At 59.5% G+C, this 22,586-nt stretch carries 17 protein-coding genes and 1 pseudogene; 8 read left to right on the top strand and 10 right to left on the bottom strand.

All coding sequences use genetic code 11. The features are described 5' to 3' along the window. Window positions 1-15: 15 nt before the first annotated feature. From CDA63_RS15030 to accC, 8 genes are all read right to left on the bottom strand, one after another. Window positions 16-804: an ABC transporter ATP-binding protein gene (locus CDA63_RS15030; protein WP_088465280.1), complete on the bottom strand. Its 789-nt coding sequence runs from the start codon at window positions 802-804 to the stop codon at window positions 16-18. A 9-nt stretch (window positions 805-813) separates the two neighbouring features. Then, window positions 814-1,578 carry an MlaE family ABC transporter permease gene (locus CDA63_RS15025; RefSeq protein ID WP_088465279.1) on the bottom strand — a complete coding sequence of 255 codons (765 nt, stop codon included), beginning with the start codon at window positions 1,576-1,578 and terminating at the stop codon, window positions 814-816. 507 nt (window positions 1,579-2,085) lie between these two features. Continuing rightward, window positions 2,086-4,410 carry a catalase/peroxidase HPI gene (katG, locus tag CDA63_RS15020; RefSeq protein WP_242434691.1) on the bottom strand — a complete coding sequence of 775 codons (2,325 nt, stop codon included), beginning with the start codon at window positions 4,408-4,410 and terminating at the stop codon, window positions 2,086-2,088. Between the two features lie 552 nt (window positions 4,411-4,962). Next, window positions 4,963-6,933, bottom strand: coding sequence for a sensor histidine kinase (locus tag CDA63_RS15015; RefSeq protein WP_165768313.1), 1,971 nt, complete (start codon window positions 6,931-6,933; stop codon window positions 4,963-4,965). A 160-nt stretch (window positions 6,934-7,093) separates the two neighbouring features. Next, window positions 7,094-7,597 carry a hypothetical protein gene (locus CDA63_RS15010; RefSeq protein WP_242434690.1) on the bottom strand — a complete coding sequence of 168 codons (504 nt, stop codon included), beginning with the start codon at window positions 7,595-7,597 and terminating at the stop codon, window positions 7,094-7,096. A 435-nt stretch (window positions 7,598-8,032) separates the two neighbouring features. Then, entirely contained in the window at window positions 8,033-8,359 is a 327-nt protein-coding gene (locus CDA63_RS15005; RefSeq protein ID WP_088465276.1) for a hypothetical protein, read from the bottom strand. A gap of 459 nt (window positions 8,360-8,818) precedes the next feature. After that, complete coding sequence (locus tag CDA63_RS20545) at window positions 8,819-9,238, bottom strand: hypothetical protein (protein ID WP_126546887.1); 420 nt, start codon at window positions 9,236-9,238, stop codon at window positions 8,819-8,821. 150 nt (window positions 9,239-9,388) lie between these two features. After that, a complete protein-coding gene (gene accC / locus CDA63_RS15000) occupies window positions 9,389-10,897 on the bottom strand; it encodes an acetyl-CoA carboxylase biotin carboxylase subunit (protein ID WP_088465275.1) in 1,509 nt (502 codons plus the stop codon). Between the two features lie 345 nt (window positions 10,898-11,242). Between accC and CDA63_RS14995 the strand changes: the two genes are divergently transcribed. Together CDA63_RS14995 and CDA63_RS14990 are read left to right on the top strand one after the other, a co-directional pair. Next, window positions 11,243-12,493 (top strand): aminotransferase class I/II-fold pyridoxal phosphate-dependent enzyme, encoded by a 1,251-nt coding sequence (locus CDA63_RS14995; RefSeq protein ID WP_088465274.1) that lies wholly within the window; start codon window positions 11,243-11,245, stop codon window positions 12,491-12,493. Window positions 12,494-12,732: 239 nt separating this feature from the next. Then, window positions 12,733-12,903, top strand: a pseudogene (locus CDA63_RS14990) (histone H1); the annotation flags it as partial. A gap of 176 nt (window positions 12,904-13,079) precedes the next feature. Here the strand turns inward: CDA63_RS14990 and tyrS are convergent. After that, on the bottom strand, window positions 13,080-14,420 hold the full coding sequence (tyrS, locus tag CDA63_RS14985; protein ID WP_088465289.1) for a tyrosine--tRNA ligase: 1,341 nt from the start codon (window positions 14,418-14,420) through the stop codon (window positions 13,080-13,082). A 228-nt stretch (window positions 14,421-14,648) separates the two neighbouring features. Here tyrS and holA point away from each other — a divergent pair, with 228 nt between their 5' ends. From holA to CDA63_RS14955, 6 genes are all read left to right on the top strand, one after another. Then, window positions 14,649-15,722 carry a DNA polymerase III subunit delta gene (gene holA, locus CDA63_RS14980; RefSeq protein ID WP_088465272.1) on the top strand — a complete coding sequence of 358 codons (1,074 nt, stop codon included), beginning with the start codon at window positions 14,649-14,651 and terminating at the stop codon, window positions 15,720-15,722. A gap of 340 nt (window positions 15,723-16,062) precedes the next feature. Further along, entirely contained in the window at window positions 16,063-16,659 is a 597-nt protein-coding gene (locus CDA63_RS14975; protein ID WP_199797541.1) for an FMN-dependent NADH-azoreductase, read from the top strand. 179 nt (window positions 16,660-16,838) lie between these two features. After that, window positions 16,839-17,300, top strand: coding sequence for a type II RES/Xre toxin-antitoxin system antitoxin (gene parS, locus CDA63_RS14970; protein WP_242434689.1), 462 nt, complete (start codon window positions 16,839-16,841; stop codon window positions 17,298-17,300). Between the two features lie 13 nt (window positions 17,301-17,313). Then, on the top strand, window positions 17,314-17,775 hold the full coding sequence (locus CDA63_RS14965) for an RES family NAD+ phosphorylase (protein ID WP_088465270.1): 462 nt from the start codon (window positions 17,314-17,316) through the stop codon (window positions 17,773-17,775). 51 nt (window positions 17,776-17,826) lie between these two features. After that, on the top strand, window positions 17,827-18,090 hold the full coding sequence (locus tag CDA63_RS14960) for a hypothetical protein (protein ID WP_088465269.1): 264 nt from the start codon (window positions 17,827-17,829) through the stop codon (window positions 18,088-18,090). Between the two features lie 532 nt (window positions 18,091-18,622). After that, window positions 18,623-19,675: an LLM class flavin-dependent oxidoreductase gene (locus CDA63_RS14955; protein WP_088465268.1), complete on the top strand. Its 1,053-nt coding sequence runs from the start codon at window positions 18,623-18,625 to the stop codon at window positions 19,673-19,675. Between the two features lie 334 nt (window positions 19,676-20,009). Here CDA63_RS14955 and CDA63_RS14950 read toward each other — a convergent pair whose 3' ends face one another. Continuing rightward, complete coding sequence (locus CDA63_RS14950) at window positions 20,010-22,454, bottom strand: FG-GAP-like repeat-containing protein (RefSeq protein WP_126546886.1); 2,445 nt, start codon at window positions 22,452-22,454, stop codon at window positions 20,010-20,012. Window positions 22,455-22,586: the final 132 nt, after the last annotated feature.

Raw genomic sequence — 22,586 nt, 5'->3', positions numbered from 1 at the left:
CGCTGGTTCCGCCAGTCAAATGAAAAACTCGTTCACGCGCGGGTCGGGATGCTGCTGCAGCTGCTCGTAGGTGCCCTCGGCGTAGCAGCGGCCTTCCGCCAGCAGCGCCACCCGGTCGGCGGTCAGGCGCACGCAGTCCATGTCGTGGGAGATGATGAGGGCGGCGGTGTTATACTTCTGCTGCACGTCCCGGATGAGGTGGTCGATTTCGCGGCCCGTCACCGGGTCGAGGCCAGTGGTAGGCTCGTCGTAGAGAATGATTTCGGGGCGCAGGATGAGGGTGCGGGCCAGGGCAATGCGCTTGCGCATGCCGCCCGAGAGCTCGGCCGGCATCTTGTCGGCCGTGTCGCCCAGGCCCACATCGTCGAGGGCCTGTTGCACCAGCGTCTCTTCCTCGGAGCGGCCGTGGGCCATCCATTGGCGGCGCAGCGGAAAGAGCAGGTTCTCGCGCACGGTCATCGAATCGTACAGCGCGTTGCTTTGGAACAGGAAGCCCAGGCGGGCCCGTAGCTGGTCGAGCGCATCGTGGGGGAGGGAGGCCACATCATGCCCCAGCACCGTAATGCGGCCGGCATCGGGCCGTAGCAGCCCAATAATGCACTTTACCAGCACCGACTTGCCGGAGCCCGATTTGCCCAGCACCACCACGTTCTGGCCCGGCTGCACCAGCAGCGAAAAGTCTCGCAGCACGTGGTTGTTGCCAAACGATTTGGCTACGTGCTCCAGCCGCACCACTGCCTCGGCGGCGGGGCCGGAACCAGGGGCGGCGTCGGCGTCGGGTTGGGTGCGGGAGTCGGGGAGCATGGCCGCGCGTCAGATAAGGCCCAGCAGGCCGGTGATCTGCACGGCCAGCAGGTCGAGCAGGAAGATGACCAGCGACGAAACCACCACCGCCGTGTTGGCGGCCTGGCCCACACCCTCGGTGCCCTTGTTGGCGTGGTAGCCCTTGTAGCAGCCAATCAGGCCAATGGCAAACCCAAAAAAGAAGGTTTTGAGCACGGCCGGCAGCACGTCGCCGAAGGTGAGCCCGCTCAGCACGTTGTTGGTAAACAGGGCCAGCGTGGTCACGCCCTTGGTATTGATGCCCAGATAAGAGGCGTACAGAGCCAGCGCATCGGCCAGAATGGTGAGCAGCGGCAGCATGAGCGTGGTGGCCAGCACCCGCGTCACGACGAGGTACTTGAACGGGTTGGTGCCCGATACTTCCATGGCGTCAATCTGTTCCGTCACGCGCATCGAGCCCAGCTCGGCCCCGATGCTGGAACCGATTTTGCCGGCGAAAATCAGCGCCGTGATGATAGGCCCCATTTCCCGGATGATGGTCAGGCTCACCATTGTCGGAATCCAGGATTCGGCCCCAAACTGGGCCATGGTGGGGTGGCTTTGCAGCGTGAGCACCAAGCCCATAATAAAGCCCGTGATGCCCACCAGCGGCAGCGACTGGTAGCCAATAACGTAGCATTGGCGCAGGAACTCTGGCAGCTCGTAGCGCGGGCGCAACCCCTCGCGCAGAAACCGCCCGGCGAAGCGCGTCATCGCGCCGGTTTCGGCCAGAATCGGGCTATCGGATAGAGACATGGGGGTAGAAGTGGCGCGTAGCCGGCTGCAGGGGCCGGAGCCGGGTTCAGCACGAACCGGCTACCCGCAAATAACCACTTCGCCCAGGGCCGCCGCCATGACCAGCATTACCCGCCGGCATGAGGAAGATCATGGTGGTGCGGGCCGGCGTAGGCACCTGGTTTATTTGCCTATAGCTGAATAGGAATTGTTGATTCGGGGCCACCAGCGTTTCGGTGGCCAAGTCCCGCTATTGTCTACGCTGCGAAGCATAATGCAGGAGTGAAGCTAAGCGCCGCCCACCAATCACCCGTTCGAAACGCCCGGCTGCCAGGCCGGGTAGTCGGGCGTTTCTTTGATTGGTTTGGCTGGCACGCCCAGCCGAGCAGTGGTACTAGGCCACCGTGGCAAGAAAAAATAAAACCCCGAAGGCGGGTCGGCCTTCGGGGTTTTAAGTGAGGGGGAGAGAAGGACCAATAGTGCGCTGTTTGAGTCAACAAGGCTGCTTCAAACAGCGCATTTACAACTTCATACTTTCACGTCGTAGCGGTCGAGCATCATCACCTTATCCCAGGCCTTCACGAACTGCTTCACGAAGCGCTTCTGGCCATCGTTGCCGGCGTACACTTCCGCCACGGCGCGTAGTTGGCTGTTGGAGCCGAACACGAGGTCGGCGCGCGTTGCCGTAAAGCGTTGCTTGCCCGTCTTGCGGTCGTCGAGCGAGAAGGCCATGCCCTTACCGTCGGTCTTTGTCCAATCAAAGTCTGTGCTCGTTAGCACGGTGAAGAAGTCGTTCGTGAGCACGCCCACCCGGTCGGTGAAGATGCCGTGCTGGCAGCCGTCGTGGTTGGCGTTCATGGCCCGCAGGCCACCCACCAGGGCCACCCACTCGGGCGAGGTGAGCGTGAGCAGCTGGGCCTTGTCGAGGAAGAGCTCCTCCGGGGCTACGTCCTGCGCAATGGCCTCAAACTTCGGGTCGAGGTAGTTGCGGAAGCCATCGGCTACCGGCTTGAGCCAAGTGAACATCTCGATGTCGGTTAGCTCCTGGGTGGTATCGCGGCGGCCCGGCGTGAAGGGCACAGCGGTGGTAAAGCCCGCATCGGCGGCCGCTTTTTCGAGCGCGGCGCAACCGCCAAGTACGATCAAATCAGCCAGCGACACCTTCTTGTCACCCTTTTGCTCGCCGTTAAATTTGTCCATTACCGAGCGCAGCGCCGCGATAACCGGCACCGTGCGGCGGTTAATTGCCCAGTCTTTCTGCGGGGCCAGCGCGAGGCGCCCACCATTGGCACCCCCGCGCTTGTCGCTGTTGCGGTGCGTAACGGCGGCGGAGAAGGCGGTGTACACCAAGTCTGAAACGGAGATACCCGCTGCCATAATCGACTCTTTCAGCGCCGTGATATCGGCCGCGTCCACCAGCGTATAGTCGGCCACGGGAATCGGGTCCTGCCAGAGCAAGTCGTTCTGATTCACCTTTTCGGGGCCGAGGTAACGTTCCAGCGGGCCCATGTCGCGGTGGGTTAGCTTGTACCAGGCCTTGGAAAAGGCCTGGGTAAAGGCATCGAAGTCGTTGAGGAATTTCTCGCACACCGCCCGGTATTCGGGGTCCACCTTCAGGGCGATGTCGGTCGTCATCATCATCAGGTCGTTCATTTGGCCTTCGATGTGGGCGTCGGGCGTTTTGGGGGCGTTCTTGTCCACTGGAGTCCACTGCAACGCGCCGGCCGGACTCTTGGTCTGCTCCCATTCAAATTTGAACAGGTTGATGAGGTAGTCGTTGTCCCACTGCGTTGGGTTCGGCGTCCAGCTACCCTCAATGCCGTTGGTCATCGTGTTTTCGGCGTTGCCCGAGCCCTTGGGGTTGTGCCAGCCCATGCCCATGGCCTCCATCGGCGCAATTTCGGGGGGCATCCCGATTTCGGCCGCCGGCACCATGCCGTGGCTCTTGCCAAAGGCGTGGCCACCGGCAATCAGGGCCACGGTCTCTTCATCGTTCATGGCCATGCGGGTGAATGTAACCCGAATATCCCGGGCCGAGCCCATGGCGTCGCCTTTCCCATAGGGGCCTTCGGGATTCACATAAATCAGGGATTGAAAGGAAGCTGCCAGCGGGTTTTCCAGGTCGTAGTCGGCGTCGCCGTTCTGGCCGCGCCAGCGCTTGTCGCGCGTCACCATGGCATCGGGCGTGTTCTCTTTTTTGGCGTCCCATACCTCCGGGCCCCAGTAGGTAGCGTTGTCGGCCTCCCAGGCATCGTGGCGGCCGCCGGCGAATCCGTAGGTGGGGAAGCCCATGATTTCGAGTGCACAGTTGCCGGTCAGCACGATCAAATCGGCCCAGGAGAGGGCGCTGCCGTACTTTTGCTTGATGGGCCAGATGAGGCGGCGCGACTTGTCGGTGTTGCCGTTATCCCACCAGCTGTTGATGGGCGCGAAGCGCTGCAGCGCCTCCCCGGCGCCGCCCCGGCCATCGGCAATGCGGTAGGTACCGGCCGAGTGCCAGGCCATGCGAACCATCTGCGGGCCGTAATTGCCGTAGTCGGAGGGCCACCAGTCGACCGAAGAGGTCAAAAAGCCCTTGATTTCCTGCTTGAGTGCCTCCAGGTCGATGGCGTTGAACGCCTCGGCGTAGTCGAAATCTTCGCCGAGCGGATTGGCGCCCGCGGCGTTGTGGTGCAATAGCTCCACCCGCAGCCGGTTGGGGTACCAGTCGGAAAGGGTGGGCGAGTCGCCTTCCACGCCGCCGATCCGGTCGCCGCCGAAGGGACATTTGCCCTCCATTTTAAACGTTTCGGTATTGGTTTTGTCGTTGCTTATGTGGTGCATCTCGCTCGTGTTATTCGTGGTGATTTCCATTCAGGTTAGCGGCTCCAGTGAGCCGTCGGAAGCGTTGCGCAATAGCACCGCCATGGGTTAATTAGTCTGCCGGGCATTGTATAGTCTCCATCGAGGGGCTGCATGACATGGCAAGCCTGGAAGAATGGTTGCCGGCATGCCGTTGCGAAACGGTTCAGCTTTATAGTAACCCCGCAACCTGCAACTAGTTAACTATTCCGGTGCCTGCCTACGCCTAATAACCGGCCGGCCGGCCTTTCTTATGCCGTTATTGCTCATGAGCATCACGTTATAAAATTTCGGCCACCAGGATAAAAGCCCGCGTAACAACCTGCTATACTGCATCAAGGCTAGCAGCGGTGCTTTGGCTGCTTTGAGCGGCATCGGCCCACAAGGTAGCGGCCGATAGCAGCGGTTCTATCCGCCGCCTTTACCCGACGGGGCAGCAGCTACAGTCGCTGTAAGCGGTAGCTGACCACACCACCACCACCACCGTACGCGGCAGCCCCGCCCAGATTGGCGCGGCTACCAAGTGACAGCATGATATGAGCAGCGCTACACTGGTTCGCCCGCTCAGGCCCGCCCCAGCCGGACGCGGAACGTGGCCCCTTCGCCCTCCGCGCTGTCAACTTCAATACTGCCCCCTGAAGCCTGTACGATGCGGTTCACTAGGTATAGCCCCACGCCCGAGCCGGCGGTATGGTCGTGAAAACGGCGAAAGAGCTGAAACAACTCCGGCCCGTAGCGGGCGGCATCGAATCCCAGGCCGTTGTCTTCGACTACGAGCACGGGCTGGCCATGGTCGAGCCACAGCGAGAGATGGATGCGCGCCGGCCGCTCAGGGTCGGCATACTTGAGGGCGTTGCTGAGCAGGTTGAGCAGAATGGTGCGCAGGTTCATCCGGGCAAAGGCCACGGTTGGCCGCACCGCAAAATCGACCGTAATGCGGGCCCGCGCCGCCCGCACCTGGGGCTCCAGCGCGTTCACGACTTCCTCCGTCAAATCGGCCAGCGAAACTTCTTCCGCCGCTGCTTCGCCGGCTTGCTGGGCTTGCCCCAGGGCGGCGAGGTCGTCGATGGTGCAACCCAAATGCTGGAGCGTATCCTGCACCAGAGGCACGAGCAGATCTTCCTCGGTGGGGTCGATAAACGTAATGCTGCGGCGCAGCTCGTCAAACAGGCCCACCAGGTTGTTGACGGGCTGCTTCAGATCGTGCGAGGCCGCGTACACGAAGTTGTCCAGGTCCTGGTTGGTACGGGTCAGGCGTTCGTTGGTCTGCTTGAGTTCGGTAATATCGATGGCAGAACCCACGTAGCCATACAAGTCGCCGTTGGGATAATAGCTGGGGGCACCCTGGGCCTGTAGCCAGCGGTACTGGCCGTCGTGGCGCCGCATGCGGTGCTCCAGCAAGTATATCGTACGGGTTCGAATAGCCGTTTCCAGCGTAGCTTGGGCATGCGCAAGCTCCTCGGCCGGCAAAAAAGCCGCCCAGCCCGTGGCCACATATTGCTCCAAACTTACGCCCACAAAATCGAGAAAGGCCTGGTTGGCGTAGCGGATAGTCGAATCCGGATTGACCGCCCACACCTGGTTGGGCGCGGCGTCGGCCATGATGCGGAAGCGGGCTTCGCTTTCCTGCAGCTCGGCCGTGCGCTCCCGCACCCGGGCTTCCAGCTCCAGATTTATCTGCTCTATCTGCTGGCGGGCCTGCACCTGCTCAGTTACTTCAATGCCCACGGTGATGATGCCAGTGACCTGGCCCTGGGCGTCGTGCAGCGGCTGGTAAGTGAAGCTATAGTACCCAAGTGTGGGCTGGCTGTCGGTACCACGCGCCAGCTGTGTGGGCCGTTCCTGGAAGGCCAGGGGCTTACCGGTTCGCAAGGTCGTTGCCAGCAGTTCTTCCAGCCCCTGGCCCGCCATGTCGGGTAAGGCCTCAAACAGCGGCCGGCCCAAAGCCGGAGCCACCGGCCGCCCCCAGACGGCCGCGAGCAACGGATTGGCCAGCTCCACCACAAAATCGGGCCCCCGCAGAATAGCAATGGGCACTGGCGCCTGCTCGAAGGCTCGCCCTAGGGCGGCACGCTGTTCTTCAGCATCGGCGCGGGCGGCTTTTTCGCGAGCCTGGCTTTCGCGCAGGGCCTGCTCCACGGGCGAGCGGGGCTGGTCGGCCGTGTCGGTGAAACTTACCAGCAACCCCTCGCCCGAGCGGCGGGCAGCCAGGCGGTAGTAGTTGTCGTGGCCATCGGTTTGGTGGTTGACGTTGTGCTCCCGAGGCTGGCCACTGACAAATGCCTCCACATGGAAGGCGAAGGTGCCGTGGGCCCTGCTATGGGGCCACTGCTGGTTGTGCGTTAGCGTCGGCTCCTCCGGCATGCGCATCATGCGCTGCGCCGCCGGATTCAGGTAAGTAAAGGTGAAATCGATAATCTCGCCCGAATCGGTCGGGTTGTAAATGGGCGTGTAATAGATGACGCCGGTCAGCGAAACGCCGAGCAGGTCGCCGAGTAGCTCCTCAGCGGGCAGCGAGCGAAGAGAAAAGGGCACCGGCGTGGCTGGCATGTTAGAGCAGGTTCGGGAATGGAGGTAGCTGCACAGGGCCGCCAACCATCAGGTTGCAGGCCTAAGCACTACGGCGCGTTTGGGTTCTACAGTTGGCCGATGCCCAAACGTACTGTGGTGCTTGGGCCTGATGGTGAGGACCCAGCTATTGGTTTAGCCCACTGTTGAGCGGCTTTGGACCTCTCCGATGAAGCTGGTAGAATACTGCTGCAAAGAAGAGAAAAAAAAGGAAGTCGTTGAGGCCATAAACTGAATAGAAGACTCCGGCGAATAAATCCTGGTCATACACGGCTGCTACGTCGTGGGTCGTAATCCAACGAAACCAGACCACCGCATACACCAGTTTCTCGACTACGAACGCGCCCACTACCCATTTCACGTGCTGGTAGCTGGGGGCAACCGCCAGAAAAACCAGCCCCCAGACAACAATCATCAGCAAGCCAAAATTGGACATCACCACCGGGTCAGTTTCGGGGATAACGGCATTGGTAAAGGCCCGCGACAATAGCAGTACGGCCAGAATATTCACGAGCCCAGCGGCGATGAATCCGTTGCGGATAAAGGTGTTGCTCATAGATGGTGGGTGGTTGTTCTTGGATGCCGCCAGTAGTGTCGCCCATGCGAGCAGCAAGTCTGCTGCTTTAGGCATTCCCAAGGTATCTGGATAGCATCGAAAAGCATGGAGCACCCGTACTTCCCGGACAGCTGACTCTTGCTGGGGGCATTGCGCAGAGAAAGTAGATGCCTTTACAGTACTACTCAGAGCAGAAGTAAGCCCCCCAGTCTAGGTAAGCCGATGTATGGTCCAGGGGCAGTTAATAGAAAGCGTCCTCCTAGCTGTTTTTGGTTTCTCAAAGTAGGCTTGAGGGCAAGGCCAGCAGGCCAGCGGCAGCCACGGTAACCGCTGGGCAGGTGCATCAACAGACGGTTTGTTTTATGCGGCCCTGATGCGCCGCCGGAGTCTTTTAATGCACGACGCCCCCCCCAAAAAAACAGTGCGGCCTGCCCAGTAGCAGTTAGGCTACCGCGCAGGCCGCGCTGGCATCGTCAATTACCTGCCGCTTACACGGCCGGTATAAGGTACTTAATTGTGGTCACCGGCATTGGAGCCGATAATACCGGGCTCATTTACGCCCCGGATGAAGCCTTGACTATCGCGCGGTACCATGGCTTCGTCAACGTTCTGCTGCTGCTCCTCCGTCATGTACTCATTGGTAACGGAACTGGCATCCTCATTTTTTGCGGCCACCTCGGCTTCTGCCTGAGCATGGTGCAGCGTGAAAAGCGGATCACCTTCTTTCGGCACGGCTATTTTGTTGGGCTCGTTGGCCTGGTTGTCCTTCTTCTGGTTATCTTTTTTTGCATTATCGCTCATAAATATCAGCGGGCCGACCGGGATGTAAACGGCCACCTGCTACCTTTTACTACGGCACGGACGGGCCGCAGGTTAAGGGTAGGTGCATAGTTGTGGGAGGGCATGGCATATCCTCTTCTGACTTACGAGCCACTTTATGGAACAAATAATCCATGGCAGCACCCGCCCGACTTCGGTTATCCATCGCGCCGTCTAGGCCAATTAGGAAAGCTCAACCAAACTGGAGAACTCAACCCTAAAACGATAGCCAAAGGCGTGCCCGTGCTACCACTACCAATGCGCCCATGGGGCGGCCTAAGCCCGCACCCGAGAGGCGTTGAACGAGGCCGAACAACTGGGCCCTGCGCCGTTAGCTGGCTCCGAAAGTGGCAGTTGCTTTGGGAGAGGTGGATGTGGTTGCGGGAATGGTAAGAGCGTAAGAAAAAGTGAAAAAATTATTGTATACCGTGTAGTCTAAAGCCAAACGCTCACAGTTGGGTAAATCTATTGGTATGCTTATGAGCTATATCGTATTCGATGGTTAAATCCAATAAGTAAGCCTAACAGTGGTAGAACGACAACCATCGTATTTACCAGTGCATTGGATGGATACAAATTTTTAATTAGCCAAAGAGTACAGAAGAAAGTGATGCCCCCCAACGTAATACCCATCAGTGCCTGTACCACCTGCTTAACAAAGGCTATTTCTCGTTTATGCTCCCGCAAATACCGGTATCCAACAGCAAAAATACCTCCAATCATACATATTAAGCCAGTGATTAAAGAGTATAGAATAGAAGCATAGAGATCCACCAACGGCTCAATATTGCCTATTATGAGAGCTGCAACAAGTGCTCCACCTAATCCGGCGACGAGTCCAATAATAGCTTCACGCAGTGCTAAAAATACCACGTCTACTCTAGCTGCATTAGTCATACTATCTGGATTATAAATTAACGAAAGAGCTTTTTATTCCTCGTAGGTTTACTCGTTTAGTAAGCCAAAATATATAGAAAAAAGGAACCCGGTCAATCAAAACCGGGCTCCGTTATTTTATAATACTTCAACCGTATCCTGCTCTCTACTTTATACCCCCAACCGGTTCCGCTTCCAGGCTGAGCCGGTGGCAGCGGGCGTTTCGGAAGCGGCGGCCGTAGCACCCGGCTTTTTCTCCGTCAGGAGCATGGCGGCCAGCACGGCGGCTACCTCGGCGGTGGCCTGGTCGGGGGCAGCGGGCTTCAGGGCGTCGGCCGGGAAATGGTCGCGGATGAAATTGGTGTCGAAATTGCCGCTCACGAAGGCGGGGTGGTTGAGCACATAGGTCCCGAAGGCCAGCGTGGTTTCGATGCCGGTAATCTGGTACTCGGCGATGGCGCGCAGCATGCGGGCAATGGCCTCGTCGCGGGTCGCACCGTGCACTACGAGTTTGGCAATCATGGGGTCGTAGTAAATCGGGATGTCCATGCCCTGCTCGAAGCCGTCGTCCACGCGCACACCGGGGCCCTGGGGGCGCACGTAGGTGGTCAGCGTCCCGATGTCGGGCAGGAAGTTGTTCTGCGGGTCTTCGGCGTACACGCGCAGCTCCAGCGAGTGGCCGGTTATCGTCAGGTCTTCCTGGCGGAAGGGCAGGGGCTGGCCCTCGGCCACCCGAATCTGCTCCTTTACCAGGTCGAGGCCCGTGATTTGCTCCGTCACGGGGTGCTCCACCTGCAGGCGGGTGTTCATTTCCAGGAAGTAGAAGTTATGCTTATCGTCGAGCAGAAACTCCACGGTGCCGGCTCCGGCGTAGTTGCAGGCCCGGGCCACGTCAACGGCGCAACGGCCCATTTCGGCCCGCAGCTCGGGTGTGAGTACTGAGGAAGGCGCTTCCTCAATCACCTTCTGGTGTCGGCGCTGAATGCTGCATTCGCGCTCAAAAAGGTGCACGATGTTGCCGTGCTCGTCGCCCAAAACCTGAATTTCGATGTGGCGCGGCCCAGTCACGAACTTCTCGATGAACACGGCCCCGTTGCCGAAGGCCGACACGGCCTCGTTGATGGCCAGTTGCATCTGCTCCTCAAACTCGGCGTCGGAGTTCACGATGCGCATGCCCTTGCCACCGCCGCCGGCCGAGGCCTTAATCAGAATAGGGAACCCCACCTCGGCGGCAATGCGCCGGGCTTCCTGCACGTCGGAAATGGCCTCGGCGGTGCCAGGCACCAACGGGATATTGTAAGCCTGTACGGCTTGCTTGGCCGAGAGCTTGTCGCCCATGATGTTCATGGCCTCGGGCGAGGGACCCACGAAAATCAGCCCGGCCTCCGTGACCTGGCGGGCGAATTCGGCGTTTTCACTCAGAAAACCGTAGCCCGGGTGAATGGCATCGACGCCCAGCTGGCGGCAGACTTCCAGGATTTTGTCGCCCCGCAGGTAGCTGTCTTTGCTGGCGGGTGGGCCCACGCACACGGCCTCGTCGGCGTAGCGCACGTGCAAAGCATTGCGGTCGGCTTCCGAGAAAATGGCCACGGTGGCAATGCCCATTTCCTTGGCCGAACGCAGCACGCGCAGGGCAATTTCGCCACGGTTGGCAACGAGCAGCTTCTTGATTTTTGTCATGGGTGGGATGGAGGCAGGGTAGGATGAAATCCGAACGTCATGCTGAGCGGAGCGGAGTCGAAGCATGACTACCGCTAACTAATCAATTATGATTGCAACGAAGCGGTAGAGATGCTTCGCTGCGCTCAGCATGACACGTTTTTTGTGGGGCTTTTTAGCGTTTCTTTCGCCCAAAGAAACGCCATTCCGACGGCATCAAAAAACGGCCGGCGCCAATTCGTGGGTGGTTGGATACCGGGCGGGCAAGAATTACCTTTGCGGATTGCCATAACTTTGTACATTAAGCAGTGGTTATGAGCTCAAGCTACAACTGCTGTTTCTGTTTCACATTCAACCCGTCCCCTCGTGGATCTATTTGAAAAGATTGCCGCCAACCGCGGCCCGCTGGGCACCCACGCGCATTATGCGCATGGTTACTTCGCTTTCCCTAAGCTGGAAGGCGAAATCAAGCCCCGCATGATTTTCCGCGGTAAAGAGGTGCTCACCTGGAGCCTGAACAATTACCTGGGCCTGGCCAACCACCCCGAAGTGCGGAAGGCTGACGCCGACGCGGCCGCCGAATTCGGCATGGCCCTGCCCATGGGCGCCCGCATGATGAGCGGCAACTCCAACCTGCACGAGCAGCTGGAAAGCGAGCTGGCCGAGTTCGTGATGAAGCCCGACTGCATGCTGCTCAACTTCGGCTACCAGGGCGTGGTATCGATTATTGATGCTATGGTGGGCCGCCACGATGTTATCGTGTATGATGCCGAGTCGCACGCCTGCATCATCGATGGTGTACGCTTGCACGCGGGCAAGCGCTTCGTGTACGTGCACAACGACATGGCGGGCCTCGAAAAGCAACTGGAGCGGGCCCAGCGCATCATCAACGAAACCGGCGGCGGCATTCTCGTGATAACCGAGGGCGTCTTCGGCATGTCGGGCAACCAGGGCGACCTGCAAGGGGTGCTCAAGCTGAAGGAGAAATTCCAGTTCCGGTTGTTCGTTGATGATGCCCACGGATTCGGCACAATGGGCGCTACGGGGGCCGGAACGGGCGAAGAACAAGGCGTGCAGGATGGTATCGACCTTTATTTTTCGACCTTCGCCAAGAGCATGGCCAGCATCGGCGCGTTCGTGGCGGGCCCCGAGAACGTAATTGAATATTTGCGTTACAACATGCGCAGCCAGATTTTCGCCAAAAGCCTGCCCATGCCGCTTGTGGTGGGCGCTTTGAAGCGACTGGAGCTGCTGCGCAACCAGCCCGAGCTGAAGGAAAACCTTTGGACCGTGGTGCGGGCCCTGCAAAGTGGCCTGCGCGAAAAAGGCTTCAATATCGGTACCACCACCTCCTGCGTAACGCCAGTGCTGCTGAGCGGTCAGCTAACCGACGCGGCCCAAGTAACCTTCGATTTACGCGAGAATCACGGTATTTTCTGCTCTATCGTGGTATATCCGGTGGTGCCCAAAGACGTGATTATGCTGCGCCTCATCCCGACGGCCGTGCATACGCTCGACGACGTGGCCCAGACCATTAAGGCCTTCGTAATTGTGCAGGATAAGCTGGCTAAGGGCCTTTATGCCAAAGCTGAAGTGCCTGCGGTGCTGCTAGGCTAGATTGGCCCCGCAGAAGTACAAAAGCCAGCTCTCGACCCGGGGGCTGGCTTTGTGTTTTAGGATTATTTGATGCCGGGCGCAACGGGTGTTAGCTTGGTAAGCAGGCAAAGGGGAGTAAAAACGGGCTCATTATGCTGGAAAGGGGGATTGATAAAAATAATTGATTAATTGCTTGTATTTGAAATCCCTGTATATTGGTGCCAGATAAAATCTTTTCCACACCCTTTACCCCCTCCCTAATGAGCAATTTTAGCCAATTGAAGGACCTCGTGATGTCGCTGGAAGGTGACTTCGAGAAGTTCTATGACAAGCAGAACTCGGCCGCTGGTACCCGCGTGCGCAAAGGCATGCAGGAGCTAAAGAACATGGCCCAGACCATCCGCACCGAGGTGCAGAACCAGAAGAACGAAGCCGCTCCAGCTGCTCCGGCTAAAGCTGCTCCGGCCGCTAAAAAAGCTGCTCCTGCCAAGAAAAAGTAGTTGGTCGGGCCGCTTTTAGCGGTCCATTCCAATCCTAAATAAAGAGACCCTGCCGGCTACCGGCAGGGTCTCTTTGCGTTCGGGCATCGGGGCCGGGGCCGGAGTGCCTACACCAGCTTCAGCAGGAAGTAGTTCTTCTTGCCCTTCTGGGCCACCACATACTTGTCTAGCAACAGGGCCACATCAGTAGCCTGCTGGTCGAGGGTGGCTTTTTCGCGGTTCAGGCTCACGCCCCCGGCCTGAATCATCTTCTTGGCTTCGCCCTTCGAAGGAAAGATGACCCCGCCGGTAGCCTCGCTCAGCAGGCTGATGACGGTGTGCTCGGCCAGTTCCGCACGCGGTACCTCTACCTGGGGCACGCCGGCAAATACGTCGAGCAGGGTGGCTTCGTCGAGGGAGGTCAGCTCGCCGCCGCCGAACAAAACCTGGGAGGCCGCCTGCGCCGCCTCATAGGCCTGCGGGCCGTGCACGCGGGTAGTCACGTCCTGGGCCAGGGCCTGCTGGAGAGTGCGCCGGTGGGGAGCCAGGGCATGCTCAGCTTCCAGGGCTTCAATTTCGGCCTGGCTTAGCAGCGTGAACACCCGGATGAGGCGGGGCACGTCGGCGTCGGCGGCGTTAAGGAAGAACTGGTAGAATTGGTAGGGGCTGGTCAGGGCGCCGTCGAGCCAAACGGTGCCGGTTTCACTCTTGCCGTACTTGGTGCCGTCGGCCTTGGTGATGAGCTGGCCAGTGAGGGCGTAGGCTTTGGCTGGTTGTTGGTTGCTGGTTGTTGGTTGTTGGGCCGCTTCATCCAATTCACTGCCCATGCGGCGGATGAGTTCGGTGCCGGTCGTGATGTTGCCCCACTGGTCGGAGGCGCCCATTTGCAGGGTGCAGCCGTAGGTGCGGAACAAGTGCACGAAGTCGTAGCCTTGGAGCAACTGGTAGCTGAACTCAGTGTAGCTGATGCCGTCGGCCCCGGAATCTTCGGAGCCGCCGATCCGGCGCTTCACCGAATCCTTGGCCATCATATAGTTCACCGTCAGGTGCTTGCCTACTTCGCGCAGGAAGCCCAGGAAGCCGAAGTTCTTGAACCAGTCGTAGTTATTGACCACCTGCGCTCCGGTGGGCGAATCGTCGAAGACCAGGAATTTTTCCAGCTGGGCCTGAATGCCGGCTTGGTTGCGGCGCAGCGCGTCCTCATCGAGCAAGTTGCGCTCGGCCGATTTTCCCGAGGGGTCGCCGATCATGCCGGTAGCGCCGCCCACCAGGGCCAAAGGCCGGTGACCGGCCCGCTGCAGGTGCACCAGCAACATAATGGTGGCCAGGTTGCCGATGTGCAGGGAAGGCGCAGTGGGGTCGAAGCCGATGTAGCCGGTGATGGGCGCACTTTTCAGCAAATGCTCTTCGGTGCCGGGCATCATGTCGTGAAACATCCCGCGCCAGCGCAGTTCGTCGATTAGGTTCAAGGTCAATTAAGAATTAAGAAGTAAGAATTAAGAATTGAACCGGGCACTGCGGTTTGCCCGCTCTGCGGAGTAAGGGTGGCAACCCGCAGTGCCCGGTTCAATTCTTCCCAAGCGGTTCGGCAAAGGTAAGCGGCAGCCCGTACCTTTGAGCGGGAAGAGTTACCGGCCAGGTTTCACCACCAAGGCCGGTCAATTCTTACTTCTTACTTCATACTTCGTAATTCCGAATTGACTCTCTCTCCCGACGAAATCCTGGCCCAACTCAAGCAGCGACAGTTCGCGCCCGTGTATTTTCTGCAAGGGGAAGAGCCCTACTACATCGACCTGATTGCCGGGTTGCTGGAGAAAAACGTGCTCCAGGAGCAGGAAAAAGGTTTCAACCAGGTCGTGCTCTACGGTAAGGACACCGACGTGGCCGGCATCCTGGGCCAGGCCAAGCGGTTTCCAATGATGGCCGAGCGCTCCGTCGTCATTGTTAAGGAAGCCCAGGCCGTGGCCGATCTGGAAAACGACAAGGTCTGGCCGTTTCTGGAAGCTTACCTGCTGCGGCCGCTGCAAAGCACCGTGCTCGTATTCTGCTACAAGCACAAAACCCTCGATGCCCGCCGCAAGCTCGGCAAACTGCTGGTCGGTGATAAAAAGACGCCCGCGCCCGCCGGCACCGTGCTGCTCACCAGCAAGAAGCTTTACGACAACCAGGTAGCCGGCTGGCTCACGGCCTACGTGCGCTCCAAGGGTCAGCAAATTACGCCCCAGGCTACCAATATGCTGGCCGAATACATTGGCGGCGAGCTGAGCCGGCTCACCAATGAGGTGGATAAGATGCTGCTCAACCTGCTGCCCGGCCACTCCATCGATGAGGACCTGGTGCAGCGGATGGTGGGCATCAGCAAGGAGTACAACATCTTCGAGCTGCAGACGGCCTTGATTCGGCGCGACGTGCTTAAGGCCAACCGCATTCTGCTCTACTTCGAGGCCAACCCCAAAAACAACCCGCTCATCCCCAACCTCACGCTGCTCTTCAACTACTTCTCGCGGCTGCTGGCGTTGCACCAGAACCCCAACCCCAGCGAGGCCGACTGGCTGAAGCTGGGCCTGCGTAGCGCCTTCCAGCGCCGCGACTACCAGACGGGCCTCAAAGTGTTTGACTTCGGCCGCTGCCGCGACATCGTGCACCTCATCCGCCGCGCCGACGCCCAAAGCAAGGGCATCGACTCGGGCTCGATGGGCGACGGCGAAATCCTGCGCGAACTGATCTGGCTGATTCTGCACCCGGTGCCGCTGCACGCCGTAACGGGGTAAGGGGGCGTAGCTGTGCCCGCCGCGGTAAAAAGTGCCAAGCTGGGAAACGGAAACCCAGGAGAAATGAATGACCAAGCCAGCAAGCCGTTGGGCGGGGGCGGAGCGCACGACAAGCGCTGCTGCCCCCGCCCAACGGCTTGCTGGCGTACGGCTTGCCATATGGATTGAGCGCTATGGGGTAAAAGTGAAAAAAGAGGGCCAGCGTTGGGTTATCAGAAACAATGTTGCTACATTTGATGTAGTTACATCGATTAGTTATTCAGCGCTTCCCCAGGGCGGCTATGATGCACGTTCGGTGGCTACCGGATTCTTTGCCATAACCCATTTCCCCTCTTTCATTATGCACATTCTAAACGTCATTTCCAGCCCCCGCGGCGGCGCGTCGTACAGCATCAAGCTCGGCGACGCCATCGTAGAGAAACTTCAGGCCGCCAACCCCGACAGCACCGTAACGGTGCGCGACCTGGCCACCAACCCCTTCCCGCACCTGGAGGAGGCCAAGCTGAAGTCCCTGTTCACGCCAGCGCCCGCCCGCACGCCCAAGCAGCAGGAGGCTGCCCGCCACTCCGACGACGCCATTGCTGACCTGCAGGCCGCTGATGTTATCGTGATTGGCGCCCCGCTCTACAACTTCGGCATCCCCTCTACCCTCAAAGCCTGGATCGACCACATTGCCCGGGCTGGCATCACGTTCAAGTACACCGAAAAAGGCCCCGAAGGCCTGGTAACGGGCAAGAAGGTGTACGTAGCCATGGCCAGCGGCGGAGTGTACTCCGAAGGCCCCTACGCCGCCTACGATTTCGTGGCTCCCTACCTGAAAGCCGTCCTCGGCTTCCTGGGCATGACCGATGTAACGATTTTGCGCGTGGAGGGTACCTCGATTCCCGGCCAGGAAGAAATTGCGCTCCAGAAAGGTATCGACAGCATCAGCGTATAAGGCAGCATGCTCTGTGAAAAGCGGCTGCCCGGCAATGGGTAGCCGCTTTTTTGTGTCGTATGATTGAGTGCCTAGCGGGCGTGGGCAGGGAGTAGTGGGCTGGCGTTTGAACTGCGGGAAAAATTTCCGCTTTAGAGAGAAAAATTTCCCTAACTTCGTTTCATTAAACCGCTGTCCGGATGTCTGCTGCTGCCCAACAACCCAAAATAACGGTGCCCATGCCGGCCGCCCTGCGCAAAAGGTGGGCGGCCTGGGGCGTGACCGGGCAGGATGCCTATGCCCTGGTGATGGCTGCCCGCAAGGGCGTGCCGGCTGCCACCGCCTTCGAGGTGGCCGAGGCCTACCAGTTGCAGGCCCCCGAGCTGGAGGCCATCTACGAATTGTCGACCAAAACGCTGCGCACCTACTCGCAGGAAAACAAGCCGCTCAGCGCGGCCCGTAGCGAGAAAACGCTTAAAATCATCAGCCTCTATCAGCGGGGGCTAGAGGTGTTCGGCGAGGCGGCGGCTTTTCTGCGCTGGCTGGCCAAGCCCGCCCACGGCCTCAACCAAGAGGTGCCCCTGCGTCTGCTCGAAACCAGCGGCGGGATTGATCTGGTGGCCGAAGAGCTTGCCCGCATCGCCTACGGCGACCTGTCCTGAGCCGGAAGCGCCTATGCTGGTTTACCGCATCTGTCTGGCCAAGTACGCCGATGATTTGTTTGCCTCAGGCTACCGGGCCCGCTGGAATTACCGCGACCAGTTCGTGATTTACACGGCCGCCAGCCGGGCACTGGCCTGCCTCGAAAACGTAGTGCACCGCAGCGGCGAAGGCCTCACCGACCCGTTTCGGGTGCTGGTCATCGAGATTCCCGACGACTTGCTGATGGAGGAAATTGTGCCTGCCCAGCTGCCGCCCGACTGGGAGGGGGCCAGCCGGTACGCCGTTTGCCAGCCGCTGGGCGACGCCTGGTATCGGCGCCGGGGTTCGGCCGTACTGCGCGTTCCCTCATCCATTGTGCCCCAGGAGTTTAATTACATCCTGCACAGCCGCCACCCCGATTTTAAGCGTATCCGCATTGTGCGCCGGGAAGAATTTCGGTTTGATGCGCGCATTAAAACCGACGACGCGGCCTAGCGGAGCCGGCTGGGTTCTTTCCACTGCTGCCTTTCCTTTTTGCCTTTCCCCATGCATGTTCTCGATATCATCGCCCTATCGCCTCAGGAAACGTTTCTGGTGGGCTACCCCACGGAGAAGATGCTGCCCGGAGCCTGGGAGCTGCGCCGCAACGGCGAGGCAGTGGCCACCGTGGACGTAACCGGGGAGGCCGAAACGGAGGCCGATCAGAAAGGCAAGCTGGCTCCGCCGAGCGTGGTGATGTGCCGGGGCGCGGTGGACAAAAAGCAGTTCGATTTTACCCGCGACGAAGTGACGCTGGTGCGGGTGGAGTAAAACGAGTGTTACGGCCGCCCCAGGAACTCCAGGAATGCCCGGTTAAATTCCTCGGGCATCTACTATTCTTGGGGGCATCATGGCAGGCTGCGGTCCAGGGCGCGGGTACGCGCCTCTTCGATGACATGGCGCGCCGCGGCCACAACCCGCAACTGATGCCGGAATGGTGGCTATTCGGGTAAACGTGCGTTGGGCGCCGCTGCCGGACGCGGTTCGGAACTTCCGGGTTTGGGTGGAGCTCGGCCTCGCGGAGCTGGAGGCGCAATAGGGCGAGGTACTGGTCGAAAGGTATGGGCGCTATTGGCGCGGGTAGTGGCTTCATGCTGGTGCAGCGGGCCGGAAACAGGGTAGTCACCCAGCAAATCTCCTTGGGTTAGCGGCGGCACTGCCGACTTTCCTGTGGGGCTACGTAATCAATTTGGCTTGCCAGCGGTTATGCCTGCCTGCCGCTGGTCGAACGTCGCCTGCTGGCCCCACGCGTTTATGTGACCCCGGCAACCGGGCCGCCTGAACTGCTCCTTCTTCCTACTCCATGTCTTCTGTTTCTTCTTCGCTGGCCTTTTCCGTGCTCGATCTGGCCCCCATTAATGCTGGCAGCACCCCGGCCGATACCTTCCGCCGCAGCCTCGATCTGGCCCAAAACGTGGAGCGGCTGGGCTACACCCGCTACTGGCTCTCGGAGCACCACAACATGGCCAGCGTGGCCAGTTCGGCCCCGGTAGTGCTTATCGGCCACCTGGCGGGCGGCACCACCACGCTGCGCATCGGCTCCGGGGGCGTGATGCTGCCCAACCACGCCCCGCTGGTGGTGGCCGAGCAGTTCGGCACCCTGGCCACGCTGTATCCGGGCCGCATCGATCTGGGCCTGGGTCGGGCCCCGGGCTCCGACCAGGTAACGGCCCAGGCCATCCGGGGCAGCCGCTTCGGAGGGCCCCAGGATTTCCCGCGTGACATTCAGCAACTGCAGGCTTACTTCTCGACCACCAACCGTACCAACGCCGTGCGCGCCATTCCGGGCGAAGGGCTGGACATCCCGCTCTACATCCTAGGCTCCAGCACCGACAGCGCCTACCTAGCCGCCGCCCTGGGCCTGCCCTATGCCTTTGCCAGCCACTTCGCCCCGGGTCAGCTCCTCCCGGCCCTGGAAATCTACCGCCAGCACTTCCGCCCCTCGGCCCACCTGGCGGCGCCCTACGTTATTGCCTGCGTGAACGTGGTAGCCGCCACCACCGACGCCGAGGCTCAGTGGCTTTCCACGTCGCTACAGCAGTTCATGCTCGGCGTTATCAAGGGCCGGCCCGCGCCGTTGCAGCCCCCCGTGGAGTCCATGCACGGGCTGTGGGAACCCGCCCAGCAGCACGCCGTAGGGCAGATGCTGGCCTACGCCTTTATCGGCAGTAAAGCCACCATTCAGCGCGACCTGCAGGAGTTCGTGGACCAGACCCAGGTGAACGAGCTCATGGCCGTGTCCAACATCTTCAGCCACGAGGCCCGGGTGTATTCCTACCAGCTGCTGGCCGAAGCCCTGCGCGCCCTGCCCCAGAAGCAGGCCGAAGCTGGATTGGTGGGCGCGGAATCCCGGTAGGCCGCTTCCGGGTGCTGCCCCGTGTGCCCCTGGGCTTTGCCGCTCGGTGGGTTGCTGTGTCTGTAAACGGCAAAGGGTTGAATAGACGGGCGGCAGAGTTTGCCGCGAAGATTGTGCCTGGCTTCTCTGCTTACCTTCGGCGCATTGCACGGTAAGTCACCCAACTGGTATCGTCCTTAAAAAGACGAAGCCCCGGCTGCATCAACAGCCGGGGCTTCAGGAAGGGGGCATTGGCGTCTAGTAGCCTCACTGTTAACCGCTAGTTGCGTTTAAAAAGACCCCAAATAAATCCTCCAACTCAAGCAAACCTAAAAGTTAAAGAAGAGCGGGGTGGCTACTGAAGTAATACGTGGCTTATAAGGGGCGATGCATGCGGGCTGCTTACTCGTAAAACGTACCATCCTCGTGGTAACTGAGCCACAGGCAGTTCTCGCAAACCAGGCCCATCCGTTATGCTAACCGCCAACACTTCGCGGCCAGTTGCGTCGAAAAGCTGAGCCCGACGGGCAGCGGTTGGCGTAGTGCCAGGCAGTTGCAGGAAAATACTGGTTGTAGCCGGGTTTGGGTATACCCGTAAGCGACTCGTAACAGTAGTGGCAGCAGTGGGGGTGGCTGTGACCGTGGGGTTATTTTGCAGAAAAGTTGCTACTGCTCCCGCTGTGTAGTTGGCCACCGTTAGGTCGAGGCGGCCATCGGCATTTACATTAGCCACCGCCACGCTACGGGGCGAGCCCGCTACAAAGTAGCCTGGCCCAAGGGTGAGGTGACCATTGTCGTTGCCGACGATTGTTATTAGCTGGCTCTGATCATCCAGTGCGACAACTTCCGGGCGGCCATCACCATTTAAGTCGGCTACAGCTAGGCTCGTGGCCCTGATTACGTCCTGGGTTTCGAATTGGTACACCCCTGCGCCGTTGTTGCGTAGCACACCTATCGCCCCACCGGCAATTAGGAGTTCAGGGCGATTATCATTGGTAAGGTCGGCGGCGTAAATTGCATTTGGAAACCCGACTCCTGTCACAATAACTGGGGGGGCAAATTGGGCGTTGCCGCCTTGGTTGCGCAATACGGCCACCGTGCCAGCCATGAGGTGGGCGACTGCCAGATCGGGGCGCCCGTCGCCATCTACATCGGCTGCCGTAAGGGCTGAGGAGTAGGCCCCTGTAGGCAGAATTACCGGGCTTGCAAACTGTCCATTGCCTAAGTTTAGGAGTAAGGCCACTGAATTGTTAGCCGCGCCCGATACTGCCAGATCTGGTCGGCCATCAGCGTTGAAGTCGGCCGCTACGATGCCATTGGGAGTACCGGCCAGCGCAATACTAGGCGCAGGCGTGAGGGTGCCCGCTTGATTGAGTAATACCGACAAGGAAGCATCTCTGCGGTTGGCCGTAACCACATCGAGCTGACCATCCCCATTCACATCGAGGAGCACCAAATCTTCGGCTTCCATGCCCACCGCATATGTAGTGGCGGCGAATAATTGGCCATCCGCTTGGCGCAGCAGCACCGACACAGTGCCAGGAGTAGGCCCGGAACTGCGGTTAACGGTTACTACATCGGGCCGACCATCGTTATTGAGGTCCGCCTGCACTAGTTTTAGGGGCCCCAGGTTGATGGCAAGCGTCATAGAAAAAGCCGTTTGCAGGGAGCCAGTGCCTGTACCTTGAAGTACTGTAAGCGCTGTATTGCGGCTTTGTACGAAGTTGGCTGTTACTACATCGGGGCGGCCGTCGCCGGTGAAATCGGCCACCACTAGGTCGTAGGGCTCCACGCCGGCGGCAAACGTACCGGCTGCGCGGAAGGTCCCCGTACCACTCCCTATTAAGACGGTCACATCATAGCTTTTGCTGTTTGAGCAGATCAAGTCCAACACCCCGTCCGCGTTTAGGTCAGCGCTGGCTAGCCCTGTTGGTCCCTGGCCAGCCGCGTAGGCGATGGGAGGTGCGAAGCCCGCGGCGGTAGCCAGCATTACTTGGATTGACCCACCCTCAAAGTCGGCCTGGGCTACATCGGGTCGGCCGTCGCCATTGAAGTCCGCCACCACCAACTCGATGCCCCGTTGCGCCCCAGCATAGCGGCCCACCGAGACCAAACTGCCAGCGCCAGTGTTGCGCAAAACTTCAAACGAGCCCGTCGTCGCATTCGACACTACCACATCAAGCCGGCCATCGGCATTCATGTCCGCTACCACTAGGGCCTCCCCACCCGGTAGCGCGATAGGGGGCAGCTTTTGTACGAAGGTGCCGTCGCCTTGACCACTGAAAATAACTAGCTCACTGCCAGAATTAGTGAGTCGTAGCACCGCCAGGTCGGGGTCGGCGTCGCCAGTTAGTTCGCCTACGGCTAATTCATAGCCCGGCGCTGCAAGCGGGTACCGATCAGCGGCCTCAAAACCGCCCCTACGGTCATTGAGCAGCACCGATAGGGCCCCGCCTCCGTAGGATGTGGTAGCCAAGTCGGGGTAGGAGTCTCCGTCAAAATCGGCCGTTACGATGGCGTTAGGAGTTGCTGCTACCGGGTAAGTGCGCGGGGTGCCAAAAGTGTTGACTGATCCGTTGAGCAGTACGCCCACGCTGTTGCCCACTAGGTTAGCCGTGGCTACATCGAGGCGGCCGTCGCGGTTGAAGTCGGCGGTGACGACGGCACGGGGCGTTTCGGGGTAAAGAGCGCCAACGCCGTAGCCAATGGGCTGCGGAAAAATTGGCCCTGATTGGCCGTAACCGGAAGCCGCTACCAATAGCAGCATACTTAGTGAAGCGTAAGTAAAAAGTTTAAGCATACTGGTGAAGTTAAGAAGGGTAGTAAGCAAGCTTGTTTGTTTAAAATGCTAATTCACGAGAAAAAAGCAGGGAGTAAAACTACTTAAAATAGTCTCACTGATAGAGACTTGATAAAATATTTATAGATAAAT

Origin of the sequence: Hymenobacter amundsenii, assembly GCF_002204745.1 — a bacterium.
Taxonomy (GTDB): domain Bacteria; phylum Bacteroidota; class Bacteroidia; order Cytophagales; family Hymenobacteraceae; genus Hymenobacter; species Hymenobacter amundsenii.
The sequence above is the reverse complement of the archived record's forward strand: the minus strand, read 5'-3'. Positions and strand labels throughout refer to the sequence as shown.